This window comes from Lentzea aerocolonigenes, from assembly GCF_000974445.1.
GTDB lineage: Bacteria > Actinomycetota > Actinomycetes > Mycobacteriales > Pseudonocardiaceae > Lentzea > Lentzea aerocolonigenes.
Genome location: NZ_BBOJ01000009.1, coordinates 19,947 through 31,033, shown reverse-complemented (window position 1 = coordinate 31,033; position 11,087 = coordinate 19,947). Strand labels below are relative to the sequence as shown.

Genomic DNA, 11,087 nt, shown 5'->3' with positions numbered 1-11,087 from the left:
GGACCAACATGGCGACGGTCGAGCTGACCACCGAGAACTTCAACGACGTGGTCGGCGGCTCCGGCATCGTCCTGGTCGACTTCTGGGCCGAGTGGTGCGGTCCGTGCCGCGCGTTCGCGCCCACGTTCGAGGCCGCGTCCGAGAAGAACGAGGACATCACCTTCGGCAAGGTCGACACCGAGGCGCAGCAGGAGCTGGCGGCCACGTTCGGCATCCGGTCGATCCCGACGCTGATGATCGTGCGGGAAGGTGTCGTGCTGTTCTCGCAGCCGGGTGCGTTGCCGGGCAACGCTTTGGACGACCTGATCGAGCAGGCGCGCAAGGTGGACATGGAAGAGGTCCACGCGAAGGTCGCCGAGGCCCAGCAGCAGGGCTGATTGACGCAGGTCGACGGTGGGTAATCGACCTGCATGAACACCGACACGTCGACCGCTCAGCTGGTGAACCAGCTGTCCGAGCAGGTGAGCAGGCTCGCGCGCGATGAGATCCGTCTCGCGGTCGCCGAGCTGAAGGACAAGGGCAAGCACGCCGGTGTCGGCGCCGGGATGTTCGGCGTGGCCGGGGTGTTCGCGTGGTGGGGCGGGCTGAGCGTCGTCGCCGGCCTGATCCTGCTGCTCGCCCTCGTCGTACCGCCGTGGGCGGCCGCGTTGATCGTCGCGGCCGCCCTTCTGCTGTTCGCGGGCATCTTCGCGCTCGTCGGCCGCGGGCAGGTCAAGCAGGCCGCGCCCCCGGTGCCCAGGCAGGCGATGGACAACGTCCAGCGTGACATCGCGACGATCAAGGAGAGCGCACACCGATGAGCGACCCCAAGGAACAGCTGCAACGCGACGTCGAGCGCACCCGCCGCGAGCTCGGCGAGACCGTGGAAGCGTTGGCGCACAAGGTCGACGTGCCCGGTCGCGTGAAGGAACAGGCACACGAGACGGTCGTGCGGATGACCGCGGCCACGAACCAGGCGATCGAGTCGCTGCCGGATCCCGTGGCGCAGCAGGTCGAGAAGGCACGCCGTCACCCCGGAGCCGTCGCGGCGGCGCTGATCGCGCTCGTCGTGGCGATCTGGGCGATTTCCAGGAGGAACCGATGAAGCTCCTGTACCGGCCACTGGGAATGCTGTTCGGCGCCCTGGGAGGCTTCCTCGCCACCGCGATCTTCGGCCAGATCTGGAAGCTCGTCGCGGGCGACAAGGAAGCGCCCAGTGCCACGATGCGCAACCGCGCCTGGACCGAGGTGCTGGCGGCCGCGGCGTTGCAGGGCGCGATCTTCGGCCTGGTGAAGGCCGCGATCGACCGCGGCGGCGCCAAGGGCTTCCAGAAGCTGACCGGCGAGTGGCCAGGCGACGAAGAGGACTGAGCCACGCCACTACGGCGCGCGAAACGAGACGCGCGGGTTCACGTCGGTCGTTTCGCGACCTAACCTGACCCGCGATGACTCGTCAGCTGCGGGCTCGGGCGCTGTCGTCGAAGTTCGAGCCGCTCACCGCCGTTCCGGAGGACCCGGCTCGCGCGCGGCTGGGCGTCGTGCGGTTCGCCGGCACGTCGTTCAACCCGGTGCTGCGGGCCGGGCATCCGGAGCTGACGGTCCACCTGGCCGAGGAAGGCCGCGAGTTCGCGGAGGTCTGGACGAGCTCGCGGGGCGTGGAATCCGGTGAGCACAAGGCGATCGCGTACGCCCACGACGGCGAGTACCTGTTCTGCGCCGGGCGGATTCCCCCGTGCGACGAGCACACCTACGCAGGCCGGCTCGCGTTCCGCGCGGCGCTGGAGCTCGCCGGCAAGCTCGGCTACCACCACGTCTTCCGGATGTGGAACTACCTGCAGGACCTCACCCCGCGCATGTACCGCGAGTTCCTGCTCGGCCAGGCGGAAGCGTTCGCGAAACGCCCGGTGACCTGGAGCGGCCTGACCGCGGCCACGGTGGTCGGCACGCGCGGTGGCGGGATCGCGTTCCACTTCCTCGCCTGCCGCAGTCCCAAGCCCGTCACGATCATCGCGCCCAGCGGCGCGCGCGGCGTCTACCTGCACGGACGGCTGTACTTCTCGGCACCGACGCTGGACGACGCGGAGCACCTGATGAGCGCGCGGAACCTCGCGAACTGGGGCGTCGAGGACGGGTTCGGGCTGCACGACGTCACGTCGCTGAAGGTCTTCGGCCCCCAGCCGGCGGATCTGCTGCTGGCGCGGGTGGAGGCCGGCACGCGCCTGGATCCCGCGGCCAGCGTGGCACATCTGCGGGCCACGCTGCTGCGGGAGGACCACGCGACGGAGTTCGAGGGCGTCGCCGGTTAGTTCAGCGACCGCTTGAACAGTCAACTATTCTGGCTCGCATGCCACAGCCAGAAGGTGCGGAGCTCGAAGCCATCAGGGCCAAGCGCGACGAGCTGCGCAAGCAGTACGTGAAGCCGCTCGACGAACGCGGCGGCTCGCCCACGCAGGGCGTGCACCACATCGCGTTGATCTGCAAGGACGTCGAGGAGACGATCCGCTTCTACCAGGAGTTCCTCGGCTTCCCGCTCGTGGAGCTGGTGGAGAACCGCGACTACCGCGGCTCCAGCCACTTCTTCTTCGACCTCGGCAGCAAGAACCTGCTGGGGTTCTTCGACTTTCCGGGCCACGACCACCCGCCGTTCTCGGAGACGATCGGCGCGGTGCAGCACCTCGCGCTGTCCATCTCCCCCGAGCGGTTCGACGAGATCAAGGCCAAGCTGGACGACGCCGGGATCGAGTACCTGGGACCGGACCGGGGCGTCGAGGACAGCCTGTACATCCGCGACCCCAACGGTGTAGGGATTGAGTTCTACCGGGAAAAGCTCGGCGAGTTCGAAGGCACGACCCTGATCAGGTGAGAACGGAGTCGCAGTGGCGCAAGAGGTCAAGGGCATCGTCGCCCGTGGCAAAGGACAACCCGTCGAGCTGACCTCGGTGCTGGTGCCCGATCCAGGACCCGGCGAGGCCGTGGTGAAGGTCCAGGCGTGCGGCGTCTGCCACACCGACCTGCACTACCGCGAGGGCGGCATCAACGACGAGTTCCCGTTCCTGCTGGGACACGAGGCCGCGGGTGTCGTGGAGTCCGTCGGCGAGGGCGTCACGGACCTGGAACCAGGCGACTTCGTGGTGCTGAACTGGCGCGCGGTGTGCGGCACGTGCCGTGCGTGCCGTCGCGGCAAGCCCTGGTACTGCTTCTCGACGTTCAACGCCTCGCAGCCCATGACGCTGACCGACGGCACGAAGCTGTCACCGGCGCTGGGCATCGGCGCGTTCGTCGAGAAGACGCTCGTCCACTCGGGACAGTGCACGAAGGTCGACCCGTCCGCGCGGGCGGCCGCCGTCGGCCTGCTGGGCTGCGGCGTGATGGCCGGTGTCGGCGCGGCGATCAACACCGGTGGCGTCACCCGCGGCGACTCGGTGGCCGTGATCGGCTGCGGCGGTGTCGGTGACGGCGCCATCGCGGGCGCCCGCATCGCCGGTGCCGCGAAGATCATCGCGGTGGACACCGACCCGCGGAAGCTGGAGTGGGCCAAGGGTTTCGGCGCCACGCACACCATCAACGTCCGCGACGTCGACGACGTGATCACCGAGATCCAGCGGCTGACCGACTCGTTCGGCGCGGACGTCGTGATCGACGCGGTCGGCCGCCCGGAGACGTGGAAGCAGGCCTTCTACGCCCGCGACCTCGCCGGAACCGTCGTCCTGGTGGGCGTTCCGACGCCGGACATGAAGCTCGAGATGCCGTTGATCGACTTCTTCTCGCGCGGCGGTGCGCTGAAGTCCTCGTGGTACGGCGACTGCCTGCCCTCGCGGGACTTCCCGATGCTCGTCGACCTGTACCAGCAGGGCCGGTTCGACCTCGACGCGTTCGTCAGCGAGGAGATTCCGCTGGACGGCGTGGAAGCGGCGTTCGAGAAGATGCACCACGGCGAGGTGCTGCGATCGGTCGTGGTCTTCTGATGTCGTTGCGAGTGGACCACACCGTCACGTCCGGCACGTTCTCGCTGGACGGCGAGACCTTCGACGTCGACAACAACGTCTGGGTCGTCGGGGACTCCTCGGAGTGCGTCGTCATCGACGCCCCGCACGACGTCGACGCGATCCTCAAGGTCGTGGACGGCCGTCGCGTGGTGGCGATCCTGCTGACGCACGCTCACGACGACCACGTCCGCGTCGCGCCGGACCTGGCCCACGCCACGGGCGCGCCGCTCGCGCTGCACCAGGCGGACCACGTGGTGTGGTCGCTGACCCACACCGGCGTGATCCCGCACCAGGCGCTGGAGGACGGCCAGGTCATCACCGTCGCCGGCGAACGGATCGAAGTCCTCCACACGCCGGGCCACTCGCCCGGCGCGGTGTGCTTCTACGTGCCGTCGCTCGGCGCGGTGTTCACCGGCGACACGCTGTTCCAGGGCGGGCCGGGCGCGACGGGCCGGTCGTTCTCGGACCGGCCGACGATCGAGAAGTCGATCAGGGAGAAGCTGCTGACGCTCCCCGGCGACACGGTGGTGCACACGGGCCACGGCCCGGACACCACCATCGCTGACGAGGTGTTCTGACCCCCGCGGAAACGTTGGGGTCGCACCGCAGTACCGGGCTGCCTGCGCCGTCATTAGCGTCCCGAGAGCATGAGAAGGTTCGCGCTAGTCCTCGTGCTCCTGTCGGGCCTCGTCACCACGGCCACGCCGTTGCAGGCGCAGGCAGCCCACCCGAACATCATCTTCTTCCTGGTCGACGACCTGTCCGCCGACCTGCTGAAGTACATGGGCAGGACCAGGTCGCTGGCGAACAACGGCACCAGGTTCACCAACTACTTCGTCTCGAACTCGCTGTGCTGTCCGTCCAGGGCCTCGATGTTCACCGGCGAGCACCCGCACAACACCGGCGTGCTCACCAACGTGGGCACCGACAACGGCGGCTATCCGGCTTTCGAACGCCACGAGAGCCGCACGTACGCGCCGGCGTTGCAACGTCAGAACTACCGCACCGGTTACCTGGGCAAGTACGTCAACGAGTACCCGCTCGGCGAGGACTTCAAGGTGCCGCAGGGCTGGGACGAGTGGCACGTCGCAGGTGGCGGCGGCTACAACGAGTTCAACTACAGCATCAGCGACTACGTGCGTGAGACCGGCACGAAGCGGCTGCAGCCCGGCCAGGACGTCTACCTGACCGACCGCCTGGCGCGCACCGCGGAGGACTTCATCGACCGGTCCCGCCGGCTGGCCCCGAACCGCCCGTTCTTCCTGCAGGTGGCGCCGTTCTCGCCGCACGCACGGGTGCCGTTCCAGCCGGGCGAGGACGAACCGCGGTTCCCGCCGGCGCCCCGCGACCGGCCGGGTGGCGAGTTCCCCCGGGGCGACTGCGGCGGTCCGAGCTGCCCGAGCATCGACGTGGCGCAGGAGCTGCCGTCGTTCGACGAGGACACCGCGGACAAGCCCGGCTGGGTGCGGCGTGAACCGCTCGGACCGGGCATCACCGACGAACTGCGCAAGGACTTCCGCAACCGCATTCGCATGGTGCAGTCGGTCGACGACCTGGTCGGACGGGTGCTCGCCAAGCTGACGGCGGCCGAACGCGACGACACGTTCATCGTCTTCACCTCGGACAACGGGTTCCACCTCGGCCAGCACCGGCTGATCCGCGGCAAGGGCACGGCCTACGACCACGACGTGAACGTGCCACTGCTGGTCAGGAGGCCGGGCAGGGCGGACACCGGTGACTTCGTGCGGGACGAGGTCGTGCAGAACGTCGACCTGTTCGCCACGTTCCTCGACCTGGCGGGAGCGAACCCGGCGAACCGCGACGGCCGGAGCCTCCTGCGGCTGATCAGGAACCAGAACCAGCCGGACTGGCGCAACGCCGCGCTCGTCGAGCACCGCGAACCCCAGGCGAGTCCGGAGGATCCGGACGTCGACGACCTGGCCGCGGGCACTCCGTCGTACAAAGCCGTCCGCACCAGGAACGACCTCTACGTCGAATACGCGAACGGTGAAAAGGAGTACTACGACCTGAAGGCCGATCCGTTGCAGCACAACAACAAGCCGAACGCGCCACGGTCGGGACAGCTGGCGGGACCGCTGCGGGAGCTGGCGGCCTGCGCCCAGAACTGCTGGGCCGCCGCACACGTGCAGGGAGGCTGAAGATGAGACTGCACAACGCGTTCGCGGTGGCGCTCGCGGCGATGGTCGTGGCGGCGCCGAGCAGTTCGGCGGCACCGGCCGAGATCACCGTGTTCACCGCGGAGGACGAAGGTCCGGTGCCGGGCGCGTTCCTCGGCGCCAACCACCGGTATCCGTTCGACGGGTACGGCACGTGGGACCCGGTGAACGACCGGCCGGTGCCCGACGCGGTGGAGAAAGCGCGGTCGATGGGCGTGAAAGTGCTGCGCTGGCCCGGCGGCACGGTGGCCAACACGACCCAGTGGAAGGGCACGATCGGCTCCGGCCGGAGGTGCCAACGCGACGGCCGGATCGAGCTCGGCAACCCGGGCACACCTGCGGACGACGTGCTCAACGGACGGCTGCCGTCGTACGGGCTCGACGAACACATGCGCTTCACGGCGGCGGTGGGCGCGCAGGCCCAGATCATGGTCCCGATGGCCATCGGCACCGCGGCGGACGCGGCCGACCTGGTCGAATACCTCAACACGCCGGCGGGAGACGGCGTGAACCCCAACGGCGGCGTGGACTGGGCCGAGCGCCGCCCGGCGGACCACCTACAGCCGTACCACGTCACGCGGTGGGAGCTCGGCAACGAGAACTACCACGCCAACCAGCGGTACTGGATGTCGCAGAACGAGGACGAGGCGCTGGAGCAGTACATCCGGGGCGGCACGCGGCGGATCTCCGGCGAACGGCTGGGCAAGCTCGCCACGCCGGACGGGAAGTGCGGCGGCAGTACCGCGGACGCGCCCAGCGACGGGACCGCGAACCAGGTGTTCGACCTCAACTACCCGGCCGCGCAGCTCGACGACTTCGAGCTCCGAGTGGGCGGTGAGGTGTGGCAACGCGTCGACTCGCTGGGCAGCCCACAGGCCAAGCAGTTCGTGCTCGACGAGTTCCGCGGGACGGTGACGTTCGGCGACGGGCAGCGCGGCATGATTCCACCGCGTGGCGCGGGGATCGCGGCTTCGTACACGTCCGTCCACAAGGGATACGTGCAGTTCCGGGACGCGATGCGGCAGGTCGACCCAGGCCTCGAGGTGTGCGCCTCGTGGGGCGGGCTCACGTTCGTGTCGAGGTTCGAGGCGTTGAAGGGCAACGGGATTCCGGCCGACAGCGGGTACGACTGCCTCACCGCGCACCCGTACACGCACTTCACCGGCAGCGGAACCGCCGACTGGGACTCCGCGGTGGAAGGTCACGACTGGCACGTGCTGGGCGCGGCGAACGAACGGCGGAAGCTCGCGCAATTGCGCGACGCGGTTCGGCGCAGCGCCGCCGGTAACCCGCACGTCGCCGTGTCCGAGTTCGGGGCGTTGTGGGGTCCTGACGGCGGCGGGGTGTATCCCGAGTACACCTACTCGATGACCCACGCGCTGTACATGGCGACGCAGTGGATGGACTTCCTCGAACTGGGTCTGCCGTGGATCGAGGGCAACGACCTGAGCTCGGACGGCATGTACACGCTGCTGGGCCGCGGCCGGGTCTACTCGGCCGAGGCGTGGGCTCGCGAGGCGGTGCGACCGTTGTTCGACGCGGGCGGGGTGCGCGTGCGGCAGAGCGTCACCGGCAACCCGCAACGCAGCCCGGCCGAGGCCGAGATGTGCGACGGGCCGGGCACTCCGCAGGGCCGGTGCCGCGAGAAGTACGACAAGCTGGCCGTGACGGCGACACGGGCACCGGACGGCACCGTGCACTTGATGGTGGTGAACCGGTCGCCGGTGGCGAGTGACGCCGTCGACACCAGGGTCCTGCTGCGGGGGTTCACGGGCAACGGGCGCGCTCGGGTTCGCACGGTGGCGCCCGAACGCTTCTCGTCGGCCAACACCAGGGAGCACCCCGGCGCGGTGAGGATGACCGAATCGTGCCGCGACGTCGGCGCGAACTCGTTCAACGCCGGTGTTCCGCCGCACTCGGTCACGCTGTTCACGTTGTCACGGCAGGGAAGTCCCGGCTGCTGAGTCTGGGGTCGCACCGAGATGTGCAGGGTGAGTTCCGGTGAATAGCTTGGGGCGCATGACATTCACTCGAAAGCTCCTGACCGTTCTCGGTACGGCCACCGCCGTGTCGCTGGTGGCCGCGGTGGACGCCAACGCCGCCATCCCGTTCGGACAGGTGGTCGACGGCAAGGCGACCTTCTACGACGACCGGGGCACCGGTGCGTGCGGCGACCCGATCGATGCGAGCAGCGAGGTGCTGGTGGCCGTGTCGCCGGTCTACTGGACGGCAGCGAACCCGAACAACGACCCGTTGTGCCGCAACGTGTTCGTCGTGGCGACGTTCAACGGCAAGAAGGTCAAGGCGAAGGTCGAGGACAAGTGCATGGGCTGCGGCCGTGACCACATCGACCTGAGCCTGCCCGCGTTCCGCAAGCTCGCCGACCCCGACCGGGGTGTCATCAACCTCTAGTGGAAGTTCGTCCGCGGCTAACCGCCCGATCCCCCACGATGAACGGCGCATTTGTCCACCTCAGGTGAACGAATGCGCCGTTCATCGACCTCGCCAACGGTCAGGGCGGCGTGACGCCGAACCGGAGGATCACCCGGTTCAGCTCACGCCGCCCTTTCACGTCCAGCTTGCGGTACACCTGAGTCAGGTGCAGCTCCACGGTCCTGGTCGTCACGCCCAGCTCGGCCGCGACCTCCCGGTTGCTCATCCCGCACGCCAGCGCCGCCGTGCGGGACTCCTGCGGGGTGAGCCTGCTGAGACGTTCCAGGCGGGCGCCCAGCTCCTCCACCTGTCGGGTCCACAGTGGATTTCCGGCGGCGATGGCGAGCGAGGAGGCGCAGACCGCGACGGCCTCCTCGTGTCTTCCTCGCGTGGCAAGCGCTTGCGCCAGGTGGTGCCGGGCGGGCAGCAGTTCGGCGAGCGCTTCCGCGTCCGAGAGCAGCCGGACCGCCGTGGTGAACCGCGTGACGGCACGATCCGCGTCGCCGGTCAGGGCGACCGCGTGCAGGGCTCGGCCGACCGTGCGCGCGTCACCCCAGCGGCGGGCGGCGACCAGTTCGGCTTCCGCGAGCGCCCGTGCCACCACCGGCCTTCCCACCTCGTGCGCGCTGATGGCCGCCGCGGAACACCACGGCAGTATGGCGGGATTCGTCATGCCCACCGCCTCTGCCGCGCGGCCTGCGGCGAGGAAGTCCGCGTAGGCGCGGTCGTGCCGGCCCTCCGCCTGGTTGAGCCGTCCCCTGGCGAACAGCGACTCCCCCGACTCGTCACAGGCGAGCAGCACCTCCAGCGCCTCTTCGCAGCGCCCCTGGTCGACCAGTTCGCGGGCCTGCCGGGGTGCGGTGAGGTCCGGTTTGCCCGCCGGTCTGCCCGCGTACGTCAGCACGTGCAGGCAGTACTGGACGTCGTCGTCCGCGGCACCGGACCGCAGGACCTCGCGGGCGAGAGCGATGGCGGTGGCGCGGTCCGTACCGCGACGGGTCAGCCCGACCGCGCGCAGAGTGCGTTCATCGCAGTGCTCCGGCGAGGTCCTTGCGGCCGTTGACACCGAGCTTTCGGTACACATTGGACAGATGAACCTCGACGGTGCTGACGGTCAGGAACAGGCGTTGGGCGATGGCACGGTTGCTCAGCCCGGCCTCGGCGAGGCTCGCGACCAGGTCTTCCTGCCGGGTCAACGCCCGCACGGCCACGGGAGGGAGTCGGGCGAGCGCCTCGGATGCCTGCCGCAGATGCCGTTCGTCGCCGGTGCGCGCCGCGGCGGTACGCGCGGAGGCGTACTCGCCCCGCGCCGCGCTGTCGTCACCGCGGGCCGCCAGCCGGTGGCCGAGCTCCAGCCGGATCGCGGCCAGCTCGTGCCGGGCCCCGGCCACGGCCAAGAGATCGGCCGCGTCGGAGAGCAGCGTCGTGCCGTCGTCGCCGCCGACGCGGCCGAGTGTGGACAGGGCGGTGCCGACGGTGCGCGGCTCGCCCCAGCGGCGGGCCGCGGCCAGTTCCTCCACCGCGAGCCGCCGCGCCAGCTCCTCGCGGTGAGCGTCGTGGGCGGCGAGTGCGGCTTTTCCGCGCCACGGCGCGATCGCGGGACTCGTGACCCCCATCGCCAGCAGGTCGTCACCGCACACCAGGTGGTCCACGTACGCGGCCAGCGGACGGCCCCTCGCCCGATTCACCGCCGCACGTGCGGCGAGAAGTGCCGGGCGCAGGCTGGACGGCCGCCGGAGCGCGTGGTCGAGTTCGTTGGCCAGCAACGTCTTCTCGGCCTCGTCCACGTCACCGGAGTCCACCAGCACCTCGACGAGCAGCGCCACGGACAGCAGCTGCGACGACTTCACCGCCGGCGGCGCGTTCGCCAGCAGGTCGCGGGCGGCGCCGAGGTCGCCGGAGAGGCGGGCGATCTGGGACCGGACCTGGGCGCGCACGGCGTGGTCGGGCAGGCGGTCCGCGTGAGCGTCGGCCGTGACCAGGTCACCCGCGGCGATCAGGACGATCAGGGCTCTCCAGAGGCAGACCGGGTCATCGCGGCACGCGGGCGCGTCCAGCGCGGCGTGGGCGAGACGAGCGGCCTCCGGGAAGTCGGTACCGCCGATCGTCTGACGGATCGCCAGCGCTGCGGGACAGCGGGCCTGCTGGGCGTTGGTGCGAAGCAACATGCTGAGTTTCCCCAAGTCAGCACTCGGCGCCTGCGGGTCGGAGGACCTTCGGCGGCCGTGGGCAGGACCACGAGATCCGGCACGGGAACGCATCGGCTCGGCGGCCTCACCCTCTTCTTCTTCTGGACCGTCTTGCCCTTCACCGCTCTCCCCAGCAGCTTCTTCGGGCACGGACGGCAGCGCGGCGGAGCCTTGCGGCCTGCCGCGACGAGCTTCTGACAGCCGGCCTTCGCCGGCTTGAGTAACTCTGCGCGCAGGGCGGTGACCGCTGACGCGTTGACCGGCACGGCAGAGCCGAACACGATCGCGAGAGCGCTCACACACATGGCGAATCTGTAGTGCAG

General features: G+C 69.7%; 14 protein-coding genes. 12 read left to right on the top strand and 2 right to left on the bottom strand.

Annotated features, from left to right (window positions below):
• Positions 1-8: 8 nt before the first annotated feature.
• The 11 genes from trxA to AOM45_RS18385 all read left to right on the top strand — a co-directional run bounded on the left by trxA (position 9) and on the right by AOM45_RS18385 (position 8,554).
• Entirely contained in the window at positions 9-377 is a 369-nt protein-coding gene (gene trxA / locus AOM45_RS18435; RefSeq protein WP_030466455.1) for a thioredoxin, read from the top strand.
• A 33-nt stretch (positions 378-410) separates the two neighbouring features.
• Entirely contained in the window at positions 411-800 is a 390-nt protein-coding gene (locus tag AOM45_RS18430; protein WP_030466456.1) for a phage holin family protein, read from the top strand.
• Positions 797-1,084: a DUF3618 domain-containing protein gene (locus AOM45_RS18425; protein ID WP_030466457.1), complete on the top strand. Its 288-nt coding sequence runs from the start codon at positions 797-799 to the stop codon at positions 1,082-1,084. The genes AOM45_RS18430 and AOM45_RS18425 overlap by 4 nt, the downstream gene beginning before the upstream one ends.
• Entirely contained in the window at positions 1,081-1,350 is a 270-nt protein-coding gene (locus AOM45_RS18420; RefSeq protein ID WP_030466458.1) for a DUF4235 domain-containing protein, read from the top strand. The genes AOM45_RS18425 and AOM45_RS18420 overlap by 4 nt, the downstream gene beginning before the upstream one ends.
• Positions 1,351-1,424: 74 nt before the next feature.
• Positions 1,425-2,285 (top strand): chorismate transformation FkbO/Hyg5 family protein, encoded by an 861-nt coding sequence (locus AOM45_RS18415; RefSeq protein ID WP_030466459.1) that lies wholly within the window; start codon positions 1,425-1,427, stop codon positions 2,283-2,285.
• 38 nt (positions 2,286-2,323) lie between these two features.
• A complete protein-coding gene (locus tag AOM45_RS18410; RefSeq protein ID WP_030466460.1) occupies positions 2,324-2,842 on the top strand; it encodes a VOC family protein in 519 nt (172 codons plus the stop codon).
• Between the two features lie 13 nt (positions 2,843-2,855).
• Entirely contained in the window at positions 2,856-3,944 is a 1,089-nt protein-coding gene (locus tag AOM45_RS18405) for an S-(hydroxymethyl)mycothiol dehydrogenase (protein WP_030466461.1), read from the top strand.
• Entirely contained in the window at positions 3,944-4,543 is a 600-nt protein-coding gene (locus tag AOM45_RS18400; RefSeq protein WP_030466462.1) for an MBL fold metallo-hydrolase, read from the top strand. The genes AOM45_RS18405 and AOM45_RS18400 overlap by 1 nt, the downstream gene beginning before the upstream one ends.
• Positions 4,544-4,612: 69 nt before the next feature.
• The gene (locus tag AOM45_RS18395) at positions 4,613-6,124 is read left to right on the top strand and encodes a sulfatase family protein (RefSeq protein WP_030466463.1); all 1,512 of its coding nucleotides are present in this window, start codon (positions 4,613-4,615) and stop codon (positions 6,122-6,124) included.
• 2 nt (positions 6,125-6,126) lie between these two features.
• On the top strand, positions 6,127-8,106 hold the full coding sequence (locus AOM45_RS18390) for an alpha-L-arabinofuranosidase family protein (protein ID WP_030466464.1): 1,980 nt from the start codon (positions 6,127-6,129) through the stop codon (positions 8,104-8,106).
• A 55-nt stretch (positions 8,107-8,161) separates the two neighbouring features.
• Positions 8,162-8,554: a cysteine/serine endopeptidase inhibitor gene (locus AOM45_RS18385; RefSeq protein ID WP_030466465.1), complete on the top strand. Its 393-nt coding sequence runs from the start codon at positions 8,162-8,164 to the stop codon at positions 8,552-8,554.
• A 100-nt stretch (positions 8,555-8,654) separates the two neighbouring features.
• Here the strand turns inward: AOM45_RS18385 and AOM45_RS52355 are convergent, their stop codons facing one another.
• Positions 8,655-9,641: a helix-turn-helix transcriptional regulator gene (locus AOM45_RS52355; protein WP_051782970.1), complete on the bottom strand. Its 987-nt coding sequence runs from the start codon at positions 9,639-9,641 to the stop codon at positions 8,655-8,657.
• A complete protein-coding gene (locus AOM45_RS18375) occupies positions 9,601-10,743 on the bottom strand; it encodes a helix-turn-helix domain-containing protein (RefSeq protein WP_030466467.1) in 1,143 nt (380 codons plus the stop codon). The genes AOM45_RS52355 and AOM45_RS18375 overlap by 41 nt, the downstream gene beginning before the upstream one ends.
• Positions 10,744-10,800: 57 nt before the next feature.
• Between AOM45_RS18375 and AOM45_RS50925 the strand changes: the two genes are divergently transcribed.
• Positions 10,801-10,962, top strand: a complete 162-nt coding sequence (locus tag AOM45_RS50925) for a hypothetical protein (RefSeq protein WP_156093689.1) — start codon at positions 10,801-10,803, stop codon at positions 10,960-10,962.
• Positions 10,963-11,087 lie beyond the last annotated feature (125 nt).

What these genes read in the sequence shown, in the direction of transcription:
- trxA (WP_030466455.1), top strand. Translation starts at nt 9, where the DNA reads ATGGCGACGGTCGAGCTGACCACCGAGAACTTCAACGACGTGGTCGGC.
- AOM45_RS18430 (WP_030466456.1), top strand. Translation starts at nt 411, where the DNA reads ATGAACACCGACACGTCGACCGCTCAGCTGGTGAACCAGCTGTCCGAG.
- AOM45_RS18425 (WP_030466457.1), top strand. Translation starts at nt 797, where the DNA reads ATGAGCGACCCCAAGGAACAGCTGCAACGCGACGTCGAGCGCACCCGC.
- AOM45_RS18420 (WP_030466458.1), top strand. Translation starts at nt 1,081, where the DNA reads ATGAAGCTCCTGTACCGGCCACTGGGAATGCTGTTCGGCGCCCTGGGA.
- AOM45_RS18415 (WP_030466459.1), top strand. Translation starts at nt 1,425, where the DNA reads ATGACTCGTCAGCTGCGGGCTCGGGCGCTGTCGTCGAAGTTCGAGCCG.
- AOM45_RS18410 (WP_030466460.1), top strand. Translation starts at nt 2,324, where the DNA reads ATGCCACAGCCAGAAGGTGCGGAGCTCGAAGCCATCAGGGCCAAGCGC.
- AOM45_RS18400 (WP_030466462.1), top strand. Translation starts at nt 3,944, where the DNA reads ATGTCGTTGCGAGTGGACCACACCGTCACGTCCGGCACGTTCTCGCTG.
- AOM45_RS18395 (WP_030466463.1), top strand. Translation starts at nt 4,613, where the DNA reads ATGAGAAGGTTCGCGCTAGTCCTCGTGCTCCTGTCGGGCCTCGTCACC.
- AOM45_RS18390 (WP_030466464.1), top strand. Translation starts at nt 6,127, where the DNA reads ATGAGACTGCACAACGCGTTCGCGGTGGCGCTCGCGGCGATGGTCGTG.
- AOM45_RS18385 (WP_030466465.1), top strand. Translation starts at nt 8,162, where the DNA reads ATGACATTCACTCGAAAGCTCCTGACCGTTCTCGGTACGGCCACCGCC.
- AOM45_RS18375 (WP_030466467.1), bottom strand. Translation starts at nt 10,743, where the DNA reads ATGTTGCTTCGCACCAACGCCCAGCAGGCCCGCTGTCCCGCAGCGCTG.